Annotated in this window: 18 protein-coding genes, 1 pseudogene and 1 riboswitch; of the genes and pseudogenes, 9 read left to right on the top strand and 10 right to left on the bottom strand. The window is 63.1% G+C overall.

Translation table 11 applies throughout. The annotated features are described in order from the left end of the window. Window positions 1–132 precede the first annotated feature (132 nt). Window positions 133–343: pseudogene (locus JKL45_RS30270) on the bottom strand (SDR family oxidoreductase); the annotation flags it as partial. Window positions 344–791: 448 nt separating this feature from the next. On the opposite strand from JKL45_RS30270, the gene JKL45_RS27560 reads away from it, so the two are divergent. The 6 genes from JKL45_RS27560 to mnhG are packed head-to-tail and all read left to right on the top strand — an operon-like array spanning window position 792 to window position 6,825. Next, on the top strand, window positions 792–3,728 hold the full coding sequence (locus JKL45_RS27560) for a monovalent cation/H+ antiporter subunit A (RefSeq protein ID WP_201864995.1): 2,937 nt from the start codon (window positions 792–794) through the stop codon (window positions 3,726–3,728). Beyond that, window positions 3,725–4,072 carry a Na+/H+ antiporter subunit C gene (locus JKL45_RS27555; RefSeq protein WP_201864994.1) on the top strand — a complete coding sequence of 116 codons (348 nt, stop codon included), beginning with the start codon at window positions 3,725–3,727 and terminating at the stop codon, window positions 4,070–4,072. The genes JKL45_RS27560 and JKL45_RS27555 overlap by 4 nt, the downstream gene beginning before the upstream one ends. Then, a complete protein-coding gene (locus JKL45_RS27550) occupies window positions 4,069–5,691 on the top strand; it encodes a monovalent cation/H+ antiporter subunit D (RefSeq protein WP_201864993.1) in 1,623 nt (540 codons plus the stop codon). Before JKL45_RS27555 ends, JKL45_RS27550 begins: the two co-directional genes overlap by 4 nt. Then, entirely contained in the window at window positions 5,688–6,176 is a 489-nt protein-coding gene (locus JKL45_RS27545; protein ID WP_201864992.1) for a Na+/H+ antiporter subunit E, read from the top strand. Before JKL45_RS27550 ends, JKL45_RS27545 begins: the two co-directional genes overlap by 4 nt. Then, window positions 6,173–6,457, top strand: a complete 285-nt coding sequence (locus tag JKL45_RS27540; protein ID WP_201864991.1) for a K+/H+ antiporter subunit F — start codon at window positions 6,173–6,175, stop codon at window positions 6,455–6,457. Before JKL45_RS27545 ends, JKL45_RS27540 begins: the two co-directional genes overlap by 4 nt. Beyond that, complete coding sequence (gene mnhG / locus JKL45_RS27535) at window positions 6,454–6,825, top strand: monovalent cation/H(+) antiporter subunit G (RefSeq protein ID WP_201864990.1); 372 nt, start codon at window positions 6,454–6,456, stop codon at window positions 6,823–6,825. Before JKL45_RS27540 ends, mnhG begins: the two co-directional genes overlap by 4 nt. A gap of 11 nt (window positions 6,826–6,836) precedes the next feature. Here the strand turns inward: mnhG and JKL45_RS27530 are convergent, their stop codons facing one another. The 7 genes from JKL45_RS27530 to JKL45_RS27500 all read right to left on the bottom strand — a co-directional run bounded on the left by JKL45_RS27530 (window position 6,837) and on the right by JKL45_RS27500 (window position 11,755). After that, window positions 6,837–7,079: a helix-turn-helix transcriptional regulator gene (locus JKL45_RS27530; RefSeq protein ID WP_201864989.1), complete on the bottom strand. Its 243-nt coding sequence runs from the start codon at window positions 7,077–7,079 to the stop codon at window positions 6,837–6,839. Window positions 7,080–7,241: 162 nt separating this feature from the next. Beyond that, a complete protein-coding gene (locus JKL45_RS27525; protein WP_201864988.1) occupies window positions 7,242–8,099 on the bottom strand; it encodes a universal stress protein in 858 nt (285 codons plus the stop codon). 71 nt (window positions 8,100–8,170) lie between these two features. Next, complete coding sequence (locus JKL45_RS27520) at window positions 8,171–8,323, bottom strand: hypothetical protein (RefSeq protein ID WP_201864987.1); 153 nt, start codon at window positions 8,321–8,323, stop codon at window positions 8,171–8,173. Between the two features lie 57 nt (window positions 8,324–8,380). Beyond that, on the bottom strand, window positions 8,381–8,803 hold the full coding sequence (rnk, locus tag JKL45_RS27515; protein WP_201864986.1) for a nucleoside diphosphate kinase regulator: 423 nt from the start codon (window positions 8,801–8,803) through the stop codon (window positions 8,381–8,383). Between the two features lie 64 nt (window positions 8,804–8,867). Continuing rightward, on the bottom strand, window positions 8,868–9,425 hold the full coding sequence (locus JKL45_RS27510) for a GreA/GreB family elongation factor (RefSeq protein WP_201864985.1): 558 nt from the start codon (window positions 9,423–9,425) through the stop codon (window positions 8,868–8,870). Between the two features lie 250 nt (window positions 9,426–9,675). After that, a complete protein-coding gene (locus JKL45_RS27505; RefSeq protein ID WP_201864984.1) occupies window positions 9,676–10,488 on the bottom strand; it encodes a pseudouridine synthase in 813 nt (270 codons plus the stop codon). A gap of 19 nt (window positions 10,489–10,507) precedes the next feature. After that, complete coding sequence (locus JKL45_RS27500) at window positions 10,508–11,755, bottom strand: Glu/Leu/Phe/Val family dehydrogenase (RefSeq protein ID WP_376771085.1); 1,248 nt, start codon at window positions 11,753–11,755, stop codon at window positions 10,508–10,510. Between the two features lie 435 nt (window positions 11,756–12,190). On the opposite strand from JKL45_RS27500, the gene JKL45_RS27495 reads away from it, so the two are divergent. Beyond that, window positions 12,191–12,640, top strand: a complete 450-nt coding sequence (locus JKL45_RS27495; protein WP_201864982.1) for a GreA/GreB family elongation factor — start codon at window positions 12,191–12,193, stop codon at window positions 12,638–12,640. A 16-nt stretch (window positions 12,641–12,656) separates the two neighbouring features. Beyond that, entirely contained in the window at window positions 12,657–13,094 is a 438-nt protein-coding gene (rnk, locus tag JKL45_RS27490; protein ID WP_201864981.1) for a nucleoside diphosphate kinase regulator, read from the top strand. Window positions 13,095–13,408: 314 nt separating this feature from the next. Here the strand turns inward: rnk (JKL45_RS27490) and rnk (JKL45_RS27485) are convergent, their stop codons facing one another. Further along, window positions 13,409–13,837 (bottom strand): nucleoside diphosphate kinase regulator, encoded by a 429-nt coding sequence (rnk, locus tag JKL45_RS27485; protein ID WP_201864980.1) that lies wholly within the window; start codon window positions 13,835–13,837, stop codon window positions 13,409–13,411. A gap of 36 nt (window positions 13,838–13,873) precedes the next feature. Beyond that, a complete protein-coding gene (locus JKL45_RS27480; protein WP_201864979.1) occupies window positions 13,874–14,041 on the bottom strand; it encodes a hypothetical protein in 168 nt (55 codons plus the stop codon). A gap of 558 nt (window positions 14,042–14,599) precedes the next feature. Next, window positions 14,600–14,688: riboswitch (glycine riboswitch) on the top strand. A gap of 423 nt (window positions 14,689–15,111) precedes the next feature. Between JKL45_RS27480 and JKL45_RS27475 the strand changes: the two genes are divergently transcribed. After that, the gene (locus JKL45_RS27475; protein WP_201864978.1) at window positions 15,112–15,795 is read left to right on the top strand and encodes a L,D-transpeptidase; all 684 of its coding nucleotides are present in this window, start codon (window positions 15,112–15,114) and stop codon (window positions 15,793–15,795) included. Window positions 15,796–16,141 lie beyond the last annotated feature (346 nt).

The following is a 16,141-nucleotide window of genomic DNA, read 5'->3' as shown; positions in this document are numbered from 1 at the left end:
ACCATCACGGCAAAAGATGCCAAAGGCTGGATCAGGCATGCCGGCTATGCCCTACACTGAGACCAAAAGCGCTTTAGAGTGAGCGACCAAGCCTCTGCGACCGCTATTCTCATCGAAGGGGGTCTACACCGTTTATGCTGTGGGCACGGTGCCGCCGCTGATGACATATTCGGCACCGGTGATGGTCGCGGCGCGGTCGGAGGCGAGGAAGGCGATGCCGTCGGCAACTCCCTCGGTTTCGATGGCCGGCCGATCGGGATCCCACTGAACGCATCCATGATCATCCGGCTGCTCCGACCTAATCGGTGTTGGCCTCTTGGGCGAGCCGCTCCGCCAGTTCCAATCAGTAACGATCCGGACCTGCAACCCGCGGAAAGGATGATGCGCCTTGGCCAGTCTTACGGACCTACCAAAGGACGATAGGAGCTGTCGTGGGATCGAGGTGGTACCAGGTCAGGAGCACGACACCCAGGATGAACGCGCCAAGAAAGTAGATCCAGCTCTGCCTGAAGATTCCAAGCATGCGAGGGAGTATGCGAGGCTCATGCATCCCGTGCTCCATCGATAGACACTTCGGGTTCAACTGAACTCCGGCGGAAAGGTCCCTCTACTGCAGACGTCTCGGGTGGAGACCGATGGCCGCACTGCGGCCCCTATCGGGCCCTATCCTGGCATGAATTCTACTGGACCAAGTTCTTGCGTCCGACCCATATGTCAACCATATTGGGCGATATTGCCCTAGTTTCGGAGTTTCGCGCGCGCTCCCCGCCTGGAAGGAGACAACCCAACCCATGTCCAGTGGCATGCCCCTCCTGGCCATCGTCGCCCTTCCTTTCATTGGGAGCCTCGTTGCCGCCTTCCTGCGGCAGGATGCCAGGAATGGCGCCGCCTTTCTGGCAGGAACCGTCGCCCTGTGCGCCACCATCCTGACGGCAGTGCAGTATCCGGCTGTTCATCGCGGTGCGGTGCTGCGCGCGGGTGTCGAATGGATCCCGACGCTTGGCCTCGACTTCACCCTGCGCATGGACGGCTTCACCTGGCTGTTCACCATGCTGGTCACCGGCATCGGCTTCCTGGTGGCGCTCTACGCGCGCTACTACATGTCGCCATCCGATCCGGTGCCGCGCTTCTTCGCGTTCCTGCTCGCCTTCATGGGCGCCATGCTGGGCATTGTTCTCTCGGGGAACCTGATCCAGCTCGTCTTCTTCTGGGAGCTGACCAGCCTGTTCTCGTTCCTGCTCATCGGCTACTGGCATCACAATGCCAGCGCCCGTGACGGGGCGCGCATGGCACTGACGGTGACGGCCACCGGCGGGCTGTGCCTGCTCGTCGGCGTCCTGCTGATCGGCCACATCGTCGGCAGCTGGGATCTCGATCAGGTGCTATCATCGGGTGGCAAGGTTCGCTCCAGCAGCCTCTACCTGCCGGCCCTGATCCTGGTCCTGCTCGGTGCCCTAACCAAGAGTGCCCAGTTCCCTTTCCACTTCTGGCTGCCGCACGCCATGGCCGCGCCGACGCCGGTCTCGGCCTATCTCCACTCAGCCACCATGGTGAAGGCCGGCGTGTTCCTGCTCACCCTGCTCTGGCCCGTGCTGTCAGGCACGGAAGCGTGGTTCTACATCGTGGTGACGGCAGGCCTCTGCACCCTGGTCCTAGGCGCCTATGCGGCGATCTTCCAGCAGGACCTGAAGGGTCTGCTGGCCTACTCCACCATCAGCCATCTCGGACTCATCACGCTCCTGCTTGGGCTCAGCAGCCCCCTGGCGGCGGTCGCCGCCATCTTCCACACCATCAATCACGCGACCTTCAAGGCATCGCTGTTCATGGCAGCCGGCATCATCGACCACGAGTCCGGCACCCGCGACATCAGGCGTTTGAGCGGCCTGTTCCGGTTCATGCCGATCACCGCCACCCTGGCGATGGTCGCAGCAGCCGCCATGGCCGGCGTGCCCCTGCTCAACGGCTTTTTGTCCAAGGAGATGTTCTTCGCCGAAGCGGCCGCCTTCCACATCGATTCCCTACTCGACCACTCCCTTCCCTACTTTGCCATGCTGGCGAGCGCCTTCAGCGTCGCCTACTCGCTGAGGTTCATCCACGGCGTATTCTTCGGCCCGCCGCCGACCGATCTGCCGCGTACGCCGCACGAGCCGCCGCATTGGATGCGTTTTCCCGTCGAGTTCCTCGTCTTGGCATGCCTCCTCGTCGGCATCCTCCCGGCGATGACCATCAAGCCGTTCCTCGCCAGTGCGGTATGGGCCGTCCTGGGCCCCGATACCCCGCCCTACAGCCTCGCCGTGTGGCACGGCTTCAACGAGCCCCTGCTCATGAGCATCATCGCGCTCGCCGGTGGCATCCTCCTGTACTGGCTGTTGCAGCGCTACTTCGCGAAAGGCATCGAAGGCCCTCCCCTGATGCGCCGCCTCAAGGGCCAGCGCATCTTCGAGCGGATTCTCGTCACCCTGTCATGGAAATGGGCGCGTTCCCTGGAGCGCTTGTTCGGCACCCAGCGGCTTCAGCCGCAATTGCGGCTCCTGGTGGGCTTCGCGGTGCTCGCGGCGCTATGGCCGCTTTACCGGCAAGGGCTTGAGGCGGGCTCCCGCCCCAGTGCAGCCTTCGACCCCGCGTTCCTCCTGCTTTGGATAGTCGGAGGCCTGTGCGCTATCGGGGCGGCCTACCAGGCCAAGTACCACCGACTCGCGGCCATGGTTCTGCTGGGCGGGGCCGGGCTGGTCACCTGCATCACCTTCGTCTGGTTCTCGGCGCCCGACCTTGCCATCACTCAGCTTCTGGTCGAGATCGTCACGACGGTGCTGATCCTGCTCGGCCTGCGCTGGCTGCCGAAGCGGATTGAGATCGTCGGCGAAGGCCTCGCGTTAGGCCTCCAGGCGAGGGTGCGGCGGGCGAGAGACCTGATGCTTGCCCTCGCGGCCGGCACGGGCATGACGCTGATCGTTTATGCAATGCTCACGCGGCCGCTTCACGACAGCATCTCGCGCTACTTCGTCGAGAACGCCTATGCGGAGGGTGGCGGACGAAATGTCGTCAACGTCCTTTTGGTCGACTTCCGCGGCTTCGACACCTTCGGCGAGATCGTAGTGCTCGCCGTGGTGGCGATCACGGTCTTTTCCCTCCTGCGCCGCTTCCGTCCGGCGCCCGAAAGCGTCGACGCTCCAGAGCAGCAACAGGTGCAGGACGCCTATGATCGCGCCCGCCTGGATCGTGCCGTGGGCGATACGCTTGCGGATTACCTGACGATCCCGGCGACGATCATGCAATGGCTCTTCCCTGTGATCATTGTGGTCGCGATCTATCTCTTCCTGCGCGGCCACGACCTGCCAGGCGGAGGCTTTGCGGCCGGCGTCACGATGTCGATTGCGCTCATCCTGCAATACATGGCGGGCGGAACGCGCTGGATCGAAGCGCGCCTGCGCGTCCGTCCGATCAGCTGGATCGGCCTCGGTCTGCTTTGTGCAGCCTTCACCGGCATGGGCGCCTGGCTCTTCAGCCACCCGTTCCTGACCTCTTATTTCCAGTACCTTGAGGTTCCTGCCATCGGTAAGGTGCCCGCCGCCACCGCGCTCCTGTTCGATCTTGGGGTCTTTGCGGTCGTCGTCGGCGCCACGGTGCTCATCCTGATCGCCCTGGCGCACCAGTCGGTGCGAAGCTCGCGGACAGCCCGCTCTTCGCTTTCCACCGTAGCTCCCGCACTCACAAAGGGGGACGCATGACCGAGCTTGTCTTCGCGCTGGCCGTCGGCATCCTGACTGCGTCGGGAGTTTGGTTGCTCCTGCGCCCGCGCACCTTCCAGGTCATCATCGGCCTGTCCCTGCTCTCTTATGCGGTGAACCTGTTCATCTTCGGCATGGGCCGGCTTCGGGTGGGCGCGCCGCCAGTCTTGGAGAACGCCGAGGCTGTTGATCCGTCTCTCTACGCCGATCCGCTGCCGCAGGCGCTGGTGCTCACAGCCATCGTCATCAGCTTCGCCATGACGGCGCTTTTTCTCGTGGTCCTTTTGGCCTCGCGTGGCCTCACGGGAACCGACCACGTGGACGGCCAGGAGGATCCGCAATGACGGGTTTGGCCGACCACCTGATCATTGTCCCGATCCTGCTGCCGCTCGTCTCCGCGGCCGTGATGCTCCTGCTCAATGAGCGCCGGCGCGGCATCAAGGGCGTGATCGGGATCGCCACGACTGCTGCCGTGCTCATCGTTTCCATCGTCCTGATGCGTCAGGTCGATCTGATGAGTACGGGATCAGGCGTCACGACATACCAGCTCGGCAATTGGCCGGCGCCCTTCGGCATCGTGCTGGTGCTGGATCGGCTCTCAGCTCTCATGCTGGTGCTGACGGGCGTGCTCGCCATCGCGGCACTGCTCTACTCGCTCGCGCGCTGGCACCGCGCCGGGCCGCGGTTCCACACGATCTTCCAGCTTCAGCTCATGGGCCTGAACGGCGCCTTCCTCACCGGGGACCTGTTCAACCTCTTCGTGTTCTTCGAGGTGCTGCTGGCCGCCTCCTACGGCCTTGTCCTGCACGGGGACGGAACCGCACGGGTCAGGGCGGGGCTTGCTTATATCGCCATCAACCTCACGGGCTCCTTTCTCTTCCTGATCGGCGTCAGCCTGGCCTACGGCGCCACCGGCACGCTCAACATGGCCGACCTCGCTCAACGCATCCCGAACCTTGCGCCGGAGAATGCGGCCCTCGTTGCGGCTGCGGCGGCGATCCTCGGCACGGCCTTCCTGATGAAGGCGGGCGCGTGGCCGCTCAACTTCTGGCTACCGACCACTTACGCGGCCGCGGCTGCGCCGGCCGCTGCCTTGTTTGCCATCATGAGCAAGCTCGGCGTGTACGTCATCCTGCGCCTGTGGACATTGATGTTCGGCCCCGGGGCAGGTTCGCTCGCCGGGTTCGGGGGCGAGTGGCTGCTCTTTACAGGCATGTTGACCATCGCGTTCGGCACTGTCGGCGTGCTGGCGTCCCAGTCCCTGCCGCGGCTCGCCGGTTGCAGCGTGCTCGTCTCGTCTGGAACGCTGATCGCGGCCATCGGCACCGAGCGCAGCACGGTGATCGGCTCGGCCCTGTTCTATCTGGTCAGTTCCACCTTGGGCATCGCCGCTCTCTTCCTGCTCGTCGAATTGGTCGAACGCATGCGCGATCCCGGCGCCGACGTGCTCGCCGTCACTATGGAAGCCTATAACGAGAGCAACGACGACGACCCCGAGGCAGAGGTCGGAGTGGCCATTCCGGCTTCGATCGCGATTCTCGGCGGCAGCTTCATCGCCTGCGCTCTACTCCTGGCTGGCCTGCCGCCTCTTGCTGGCTTCATCGGCAAGTTCGGCATGATGGCAGCGATGCTGCAAACCGACGGCGCTTCGGTCAAGGCCTCGGCCTGGATGCTGATCGGGCTCCTGACGGTCTCGGGCTTGGCAACCCTGATCGCCATGACCAGGACAGGCATCAGCTCATTCTGGGCCCGCATGGACGACAGCGTTCCCCGGGTGCGGGTTATCGAGATGGCACCGGTCGTGTGCCTCCTGCTGCTCTGTCTCGGCCTCACCGTCGGCGGCGGCCCCGCCATGCGCTACATGGAGGCAACGACGAAGGCTCTTCAGACTCCGCAGGACTACATCACAGGCGTGCTGGGTATGCCAAAGGTCGGGGCTGCCAATGGGGGGGCGCGCCCATGAGCGGCATCCTTCCCTACCCGCTGCTCTCGCTCGCCCTGCTCGCGCTGTGGCTGCTGCTCAACCAGTCGATCTCGGCCGGCCATGTAATCCTGGGAAGCGTGCTAGCCGTCCTCGCATCATGGGCGATGGCAGCCCTGCGGCCCGAAAAGCCGTGCATTCGTCGACCGGGTGCAGCGCTGCGCCTAACCGGCATGGTGGTGGTCGACATCCTGCGTTCGAACCTCGCCGTCGGGCGGATCATCGTGCGGTCCCGGGAGCCGGGCGTGAATGCCGGCTTCATGACCATCCCGCTCGACATGCGCAGCCGCCAGGGACTTGCGGTGCTGTCCATCATCATCACCTCGACCCCCGGCACGATCTGGGTGAACTACGATGCCGCCAAGAGCACACTGCTGCTGCACGTGCTCGACCTGGTCGATGAGACGGTGTGGATCAGGACGATCAAGGGCCGCTACGAGCGCCTGCTGATGGAGATCTTCGAATGAGCGCACTCGCCTTTCTCGGATGGGCCATTGTTGCCGCACAGGTCATGCTTGGCCTCGCAATGTGCTGTGCCACCTTCCGTCTCGCTACAGGCCCGAGGGCACAGGACCGGATCCTCGGGCTCGATACCCTCTACGTGACCGCGATGCTGATGCTGGTCACGTTCGGGATCCGCACCGGCAGCACGTTGTATTTCGAGGCAGCGCTCGTCATCGGCCTGCTCGGTTTCGTCTCCACCGTGGCGCTTGCCAAGTTCCTCATGCGCGGGGAGGTGATCGAATGACGGCCCTCGGAGATTTGCCCACCTGGGCGGCATTTATAGTGAGCTTCTGCGTGGTGCTCGGAGCAGCCGTCACCCTAATTGGAACGATAGGACTGCTTCGGCTCGGCAATTTCTACGCCCGCGTCCATGCGCCAACTCTCGGCGCAACTCTCGGCATGGGCAGCATCCTGCTCGGATCCACATTCTATTTCAGCGTACTTGAGTCGAGGCCTGTCGTTCACGAGATCCTGATTGCCGTGTTCGTGACGCTGACCACGCCGGTGACCCTGATGCTGCTTGCGAGGGCGGCGCTCTATCGCGACCTTACGGAAGGCAGCACGGAAGTTCCTGCATCGGAAGTGGTGGAAGACCTGATCCCTCCAGGGTAGGAGCGCGTGCCCTAGTTTACAGGCTTCTGGAGCCGTACCCCGGGACCGGCCTCATCAGGCGGGATCAGCAGCACCCCACCTCGTTCCAGGGCCGTAACGACCTGGGCCGCCGTCGCCATGTGCAGGCTGTGCCGCCCATTCTCAAAATCGCGAATGGTGCTGCGCGAAACGTCCGCCCGTTCGGCGAGTTCCTCCTGGGTCCAGTCCAGGAGGCCGCGGCCGGCACGGCACTGCTCAGGGGTGAGTGATGGCATTCGTGAGGTTCTGGCTCGGACATGAAGTTGCCCATTATGGTTGATTCTAGGCCGTTCCGCGCAGAGCACAAGCGATTCGCGGGTGATCGCAGCTCCATCCGGGAGAGTTGATGCAGCCCTGCCCCCGGTCCAGCGTGGATGGAACAGCAGCAACCCTGCGCTTTACCGAATCGGCGGAACGGCAAGGATGTCGACGTCGAGGGATCGCAGGACCTCCTCGGTCACACTTCCCAGAAACGCTTTGGCGATGCCTGAGCGCCCGCGGGTCCCGATGATCAGCACATCGGGCTTCACTTGCTTCACAGCTTTGGAGATCACCTCGAACGGGGTGCCCTCCTCCACTACACGCGCCGGTTGGCCATGATCGTTGAGCCCATTCGCCTTCAGGAACGCAGCCAACTCGTTGGTGGCCCGCACACGCTCCTCGGCAACATACCCGTCGATGACCTGCGAGCTGAGCCCGGCGTGGAACATCTGCCCCTTACCAAGTGCCGCGAAGGCATGGACGAGCGCGAGCCGGTCGCCGCTGGGAAGCCCCAGGGCCATTCCGATCCGGATGGCATTGACCGACAGCTCGGACAGGTCGACCGGCGCCAGGGCCGTCCGGTAGGGCTGCTCTACTTCCCCGTTCACCATCAAAACCGGGAACGGGCCTGTGCGGATCACGCGCTCGATGGTCGTTCCGACCAGGATGTCGCGCAGGAGCTGCTTGCGGTGGGCTCCCATGACCACGAGATCCGTATCCACTGACGCAGCGGCCCGCAGGATGCCGTCGAATGGGTCACCGGCGACGATAAGGGGCCGCACCTGGAGACCTTGCAACTCGGCCATCGAGGCGATCTGCTCGACGAGGATCCGTTCGGCCTCGCGCGTTTCAAGCGCGACCAGATCCGAAGGCTGGTCGTCGTCGACAACGTGCACGAGGGTGAGCTCGGCGCCACTGTCCCGTGCCAGCACGCCGGCCCGCCGTACGGCCCGCTGCGAGCGAGTTGAGAAGTCCGTCGCCGCCAATATGCGCATGAGTTCATCTCCTTCGTTTCGGGGGGAGGTTCTGGCACGATCATCGGAGGGTAGCGGCAACGGAGCTGCCGCTACCCGATCTGGTCGATCACGAGCTTCCGGATCTCCTCACGGGTCAGCAGGTTTGGTTGCGGAGCCCAGGCCCGCACCCTGACTGTCTTTGGCTCGCTTGGTCGGCGGTAGTCTGACTTTGCGATAGGCGGAATCTTGTTTTCGGCTTTCATGCTTATCTTCCTTGGCTGCTTGGGATCGCGTCCCTGCGGCATATTTCGTTTCCTGGTTCAGGCACCAAGACCGGCCATGCGCTCAGGCTGGAAACGCACCCGCTGCACCGTCACCTTGCGCCGTCCACCTGTCGGCCCTTGCCATTCCATCGATTGTCCCTCCGACAGGCCAATCAGCGCGGCACCGACCGGGGTCAAGACCGAGATCCGTCCGGCATCGGAATCCTCCTCGCCCGGATACACCAGGGTGGTACACCGCACGTCGCCCGTGGCCTCATCCCGGTACTCGACCTCCGAGTGCATCGTTACGATGTCTGGGCGGATGGAACCAGGCGCGGCGATCATCGCACGATCGAGCTCGTCCGCCAGCATCTCGGCGATGGTGTAGCGCTGGCCGTTGACGCCGGCGGTTGCGATCCAGGCAAGCCTGTCGTAGTCGACCGTGGAAATGGTGATGGGAGGGAAATTCACCTGTTTCATTGTCTTCTCCAATATGTCGCTGCTCCACTTCCGGAGAAAGCAGCAGGCATCGCGGTTGGCGGGACTAGGACCGCCCACAGATGACGACCGAAATCGGATCGCTGGCCGGGAAGGTTTCCATCAGCGCCTCGTCGAGCCGTCGGTCGAGATTGTCCCGCAAGTTGTCGTCCGCGTTGCGCGGTTGATCGGGTGACCCAAAGGCCGGCGGGGCATCATCCGGCAGGAGCCTGAATCGAACTTCCTCGACCACAACCTCATGCACAGGCCCGTCCCGGCTCGTCCGGAAGGGCATGCGATCGCCCACGCGCAGGCCGAGCAGGGCAATCCCCAATGGTGTCAGAACGGACAGTTCCGCACCCGGCCAGCGCAAGTCTTCCGGATACACTAGGATATGCGCCCGTGGCTTCCCATCGCCTTCGAGGCGGTACGTGACCTTCGCGTTGGTCGAGACCACGTCCTCCGGCAGCGCTTCGGGATGGCAGACCGAGGCCCGCCGCAGTTCCGACATCAGGAATTCGCGGTCCGGTCTGCGCCGGTGGCGATCCATGGCCGCGACGGACATAAGTCGATTGTAATCGTGCGTGGCGACAGTGACCTGCGGCAGGTCGATGGTTGTGTGCATGGGATCCTCCTATGCGTTGCCGACTCGGGAGCTGGCGACTGCGCCGCCCAGGGCAAGCGGCTGCTTTCCCGGAAATCAGGCTTGCTAGATTCAGGTTCTGCAAGATGTGTCATGCCCCGAACGGCGGCAGCGCAAGGCGCCTGCCCCGCCTCGGGGTTCAGCGGCCTGCGAGGAGGCGGCCTCCGCGGAGGATGAGGATATGGTGCGAAGTAATCATGACAATACAAACGTAAGCATCAAAACTGGATATTCAAGCGTCGCGGCTGATGACGGGAAGATAACCCGAGGCGCCCCTGGCAGGAACATCGAGCATCGCTTTCTCGGCTGGCGTGAGGTGCCGCACTGCGCCGCGCGGCAGATCGCCCAGCCGCACCCCGCCGACATCAATGCGCACGAGGCGGAGCACCTCCGCCCCCACTGCACCGAGCAGGCGTCGGATTTGGCGATTCCGACCTTCATTCAGAACGACCTCGAGCCAAGCGGTGCGCGCACCGGCACGGAGCGACTTCGCCGATCTAGCGATCAGGCGCTCTCCGTCAAGCACCATCCCGGCCTGAAGCCGCTCCAGCATGCCCTCGTCGAGCATACGGTTGATCTGCACATGGTAGATCTTTTCGACATTCGACGCCGGGTCGAGCACACGCTGCGCCCAGCGCGTGTCGTTGGTCAGGAGCAACAGGCCTTCGCTCGCCTTGTCGAGGCGCCCCACAGGAGCGACGAATGGAAGATTGAACCCTTTCAGGCAGTCGTACACGGTCGTCCGCTCCTGCGGGTCGTCACGGGTTGTGACCAAGCCACGCGGTTTGTTAAGCATCAGGTAGACCTTGCGCTCCGCCTCGATGGGCTTGCCATCGACTGCGATGCGCGCGCGTGCGGGATCAACGCGGGTCGCCACGCTGCGGATCACCCGCCCGTCGACGTGCACGCGCCCCTCCATGATCAGGGCCTCAGCTTGTGTGCGGGAGCAGAACCCGAGTTTCGATAGAGCGCGCGGCAGGCTGACCACGGCGCTGTTCTCACGCCGCGCCCCTCCCGCGCCCCGCAATCGGTGCGGAGGTTTCATGATGTTTTTGTCTCAGGATTCAGCTGGTGAAGAACTGCTGCGTACCATGCGCCTCGATGGCGCCTGCAAGCCGCGAGAGCGCATGCACATAGGCGGCGCTGCGCAGGGCGATGCTCTTGTCCTGAGCGAGTGCCCAGATCGCGTCTCCCTCCCGCTCCATCATCGCCTTTAACCGGGCATGCACGTCTTCGACGGGCCAATAGTAGCCTTGCCGGTTCTGCACCCACTCGAAATACGAGACGGTGACGCCGCCCGCGTTCGCCAGGATGTCGGGCAGGACGACGACGTTCTTGGCCGTCAGGATCTCGTCGGCTTCGGGTGTAATCGGACCGTTCGCGAGCTCGAGCACCACCTTCGCTTTCACACCGGCGGCATTGCCCTCATGGATCATGTCCTCCAGTGCTGCCGGCACGAGGAGATCGCAATCGACCGAGATGAGATCGTCGGCAGAGAGAGCCGAAATGCCTTCCGAGCCCGCGAGGCCCGTGACGCTTCCCTGCCCCTTGGCCTTCAGAAGCTTGGCGATATCGAGGCCTGACGGGTCATGAATCGCCCCCTTCGAGTCGGAGACAGCCACGATCTTGTATCCCTCGGACGCTAGCAGTCTCGCGATGTGCTGGCCGGCGTTACCGAGGCCCTGGATCGCAACCGTTGATCCCGACTTGAGCCCGAGCTTCTCGGCAAGGCGCAGAATGAGGTAATAGCCGCCGCGGGCCGTGGCGTCGTCACGCCCGAGCGAGCCGCCGAGCGCGATGGGCTTGCCGGTGATTACCGCCGGCGTCGCCTCGCCCACTATGGAGGCGTACTCGTCGGCCATCCAGCCCATGATCATCGAGTTGGTGTAGACGTCGGGCGCCGGGATGTCGCGATCGGGCCCAATGATCTTGGAGAAGGCCTGCACATAGGCCCGCGAGAGGCGCTCCAGTTCGGCCTTCGACAGGGTGTGAGGATCGACCTGCACGGCACCCTTGCCGCCACCATAGGGCAAGTTCATCACAGCGCATTTGAACGTCATCCAGAAGGCGAGCGTCTCCACCTCCTCCATGGTCGAGGCCGGATGAAAGCGGATGCCGCCTTTGGTCGGCCCACGGGTGTCGTCATAGCGACAGCGCCAAGCCATGAAGGATTTGCGCGAGCCGTCATCCATGCGGATCATCAGGCGCACCTTCGTGGTCTCACGCGGGTACTTCAACTTTTCGAGAACGTCCGCGTCTAGGTCGAGGTGCCGGGCTGCTTCGTCGAGGCGTGTCAGGGCCTGGTCCAGCATGGAGGCTGCATGCAATTGATCTCACTCCTGTGTGTTGTGACAGATCGGCTTGTGCCGCTTGGGAAAGTTAATGACGGCTTCCGCTTCGCAGCGCAACATCCCATGACCGGGGCTGCGTCCATATGCGGTCCTCTTCAGCCGCCTGCCTCTTCAGAAATGCTCTGTAACCTTGCATTCGTTCGCAATAAGGCTATCTTGTTAGCATCATGATGTCGTTCGTGAAAAATCTTCGCCTACTGGCGCACGCGGGCTGTCTCAAAGCAGGCATGTAGGCCCCAGGAGTCGGCTTGACCCGTTCGGTCGCCGGCGCTTCGGGGCATCAAATCTCTCATACGAACCAGTAAGCCGCCGCATGCTCGTCGAGATGCATGCCGGCCCGCTCTGCGCCGGCGCGCACCTGCGCGCTGGGCAGCAGACCGTTCCGAGGAGAATCCCATGAACATGCAGCACGAGCTCCCCGCGATCACTCTGGCCACGAACGACTACAACCGCCTCCTGTGCACCGCGATGATCCGGCAGACGAACAACCTCCCAGCGGCCGAATTCCTGCTCAGGGAGTTGCGCCGCGCCAAGGTCTGTCATCCTGGGGAGCTGCCGGAAGATGTCGTCTCCACCAACTGCCGCGTGATCTACCGGCTCAATGACGAGCCGGGGTCACGCGCACACCTACTCGTGCACCCCGAAGACCTCATCTGGTCCGGCGCGGAAGTCTCAGTGACAACGCCGCTGGGGACGGCGCTGCTGGGCCTGCGTGTCGGCGACAGCATGTCTTTTATCGAGGTTGACGGCACAAGGCATGTCGTTTCCGTCGAAGGAATAGGCTTGCGCTTCCTGGACGACGGGTCGACGGTCACGCGTACTCCTGGCAGCGTCATATGGATTTGAAGTGGTGAAGGATACAATGATCAAACAAGAAACCTTTCCGCCCGTGACGATCTCGACGGGTGACTACGACCGCCTCACCTTTATCGCATCCTTCGGCTTGAACTTTCGGCAGGATCGTCCGACAGCGGCGATGCTCGCGAATGAACTGCTCCGGGCGACGGTCGTGACACCACGCGCCATTCCGCTCTCCGTGGTGACGATGCACTCGCGGATCGAGTTCCGGAATGACATCACCTGGGACGTCCGGAGCGCCACGCTGGTCTATCCTGACGAGGCTGACAATCAAGTGGACAGAATTTCCATACTGTCGCCGGAAGGCGCTGCGCTGATCGGCCTCAGCGAGGGACAATCGATTACGTGGCGGGCGCCGGAAGGGTGGCACAGTCTGACGCTGCTTCGCGTCCTCTATCAGCCGCATGGACGCTTTGTCGAGCCATGGAGGGAACTGTCATGACCCCACTTTTTGAGCAGCGAAGATGACGGACCAAGTGCTTTGCTCCATTGTCTTCATCTTGATCTGCTTCCTTGCCTACCACGCAGCCATTCGCTCGGGCCTCTCAAGGCGCCCTGACAATCACAACGCTCGGGGCTGAGCCTACGAATATCCGCGTGAAATCCACGTCGACACTGCCCATGAGTGCGTCCATCACAGCGCCAGAACGGCATCGACAACACTGTCGATGCTGTGTGTCTTCACCGTGACCTCTCGGTCAAAGACCTCCAGCAGAAGTGCTGCTGCCTGCCGGCTGATCGTGTCAGGGCTCGCGCCTACGCGGGCTGAGGCTCTGCAACGGCTGGCGATCCCACCTTCAACACCGTCAGGCGCTTCGTCTCCCCATTGCGCGTGGTCCAATTAATCGACTTGCCGACGGGAAGGCCGATCAGGGCGGTTCCGATGGGCGTGAGCACCGAAATCCTGCCTTTCGAGATGTCAGCTTCCTGCGGACAGACGAGGGTCACCGTCTGCACCCGTCCCGTCATGTCATCGCGAAAATCGACCTCACAGCCCATGCAGACCGTGTCGACAGGTTGGCGACCCGTTGCAAGGATCTGGGCACGGTCGAGTTCCTCCGCAAGTTCGGCTGCGACCTCTGGCATGGTGTTCGCAGCCGCATTGGCGAGCACCGAGAGTTTCTCGTGGTCGGCGGCGGTCAGAATGATGCGGGGCTTGACGGCGCCGAGGGCTTTCTTGGTCATAGGAAGTCTCCTGTTCTGTCGGATCGTCGGCGGAGCTCATGCTGCCGATGGGCCGAGATCATTGTCGTCGTCATGTGTCGGCGGGTTTGGCGTCTGCTCCGTTGCCGGGCGCCGCCGCGGCGTCAGCCGCACGATCTTTCCATCCGATGGTTCCCCGTCCTGCGGTCCGGGTTTCGGTGGAGGCCCTTTCGGGGACTGCTGCATGGCACCGCCTCCTCTGCGTGCAGCATGGCTTTGAGCGAGCGCAGATCTGAGTATCTGCGCCAGGAATTCGCTGATTGGACTTCTGGATCCGGATATTGCGCCACCCATCTGAGGGCTATGCTGTTGCCCTGCGGAAGGAATGGCTTTCGGCCCCGTCATGCGGAGCATGCGTTTGAAGAAGTGCTGAGGCATACCGCGTCACCGGATGCGCAAGCACCCGGCCTTACAAGATGTACGAAGATTGAAGGATCTTGCGCTCCCCGAACCCGGGGTGCGGATGCACGTCGAGCTCGGGGCTACTTGCCCGCGATGAGGTTGCCTGCCCGATGCAGGCCGCGACGGAATTGTGCGACGTTCAACATGATGCCCTTAAGCTGGTTCACATTGGTCCATTTGTCAAACTGTAGAGGTTGCATAGGATGCAATGTTCGTTTTCTGCACGCAAACGTGAACGTGATGAAGCTGACCTCCGAAGCTCCACCCGTATTAAGTAGATGTGTTCGGAAGGCTGACGCGTTCCTGAACATATTTCTCCCGCAAACTGGCTTAGGTTCACCACTACTGCATGCCGGAGAGAGCCAGCGTGCTGGCCGCCGAAGGAGCAACCGCCCCGGAAACTCTCAGGCACCGAGGACCGCTTGCCAGTGCAACACTCTGAAAAGCGGAGCATCCTGCTCCCGCCCACGGTGTAAGTCGCCGCCGATCACGCCGGCTGCGACGAATCTCTCAGGCCAATGACAGAGGGGGCTCGCGCAATCCGCGTTCGGAGCCTGACCATGCCTTACCCATTCGATCACTGCACAGACCTGCACCAGTCCATCTTAGTCTGTGCACCCGCGCCGCTCGGGCGCCGACATACCTTGTAGCCCGGCGGAGCCAATCTCCGACTGACCACGCCGTCATCCGGCCTGCGCCCGCTCAGGCTGCGCACATCCATGCTCGAGAGCTGCCACGGCTTCGCGGGCGCATCGGGCGGGCGCGAGCACGCGTGGGCCATCGCACAACCTCCCGTTAGAAAGCACCCTCCTCCCATGTCTCCTTTCCGTCTCCTCTCCAGTCAGAATCCATCCATGCACCTTGGGGCGATCGCCATCACCCTGCTAGCTCTCACCCTAGCCGGCTGCGTCTCGACGCCAACGGCTCAAGATGTTGCCCTCAAAGGCCCGGACCGGATCTACGTTGCCATGTACGGACCGCAGCCGGAGGAGAAATTCCCGCTCCCAGCCACCGACATCCCGACCGTCGACCCGCAGTTTCTCCGGCGGGAGGTCGCCTACGACACCCCGGAGCGGCCCAGCACCATCGTCGTCGACACCGCCAACCGCTATCTGTACCTCGTGCGGGAGAACGGACGCGCGCTCCGCTACGGCATCGGCGTGGGCGCCGACGGCATGAAATGGGCCGGCCGGGCCCAGGTGGGCCGCAAGGTGGAATGGCCGCGCTGGATGCCCACCGCCGCGATGATCAAGCGCGATCCCGAGCGCAACCGCCCCTGGGCGAACGGCATGCCTCCAGGCCTGAACAACCCGCTGGGGCTGCGGGCGCTGTATCTCTTCCAGGACGGCCGGGACACCCTGTACCGGATCCACGGCACCACCGTGCCCGACACCATTGGCGATGCGGTGTCGAGCGGCTGCATCCGGATGCTCAACCAGGACATCCTCGACCTGTACAGCCGTGTCCCGGTCGGAACCCCGGTGGTCGTTCTTTCGGACACCCGTACGGTCGATGCCGGAATGAAGCCATCTACATAACGACCTGAGATCGAAGGCGGCTGATGGCCGTGGCGCTGCCCTCAATCCTACAGCAGGGGCGAGCGCAGCCGCGCCGCGGAGTCGCGCAGCCTTTTGAGGACTGGGCTCTTCCGGTACTTGGTTGGATCGAACAGATAGCAATCAGCGAGGTCTGATTCGAAGGTTGCTTCCAGCCCCTGCACGAGCCGCGAGTCGTAGATCACCGAGTCGAGACCGTCGTTGATGCTGAAGTTGCGGATTTCAAAGTTGTCGGGGCCGATGTCCGCTTAGGGTCGATGCTGTTGAAAAACTCCGCAACTGCCGTTTTTCGCGCGCTCAGTATACAAAATGCTGGGCCTGATCTGGC

The organism is Microvirga soli, assembly GCF_016734765.1.
GTDB lineage: Bacteria > Pseudomonadota > Alphaproteobacteria > Rhizobiales > Beijerinckiaceae > Microvirga > Microvirga soli.
Note: the sequence above shows the minus strand (reverse complement) of the source record. Positions and strands in the feature narration are given on the sequence as shown.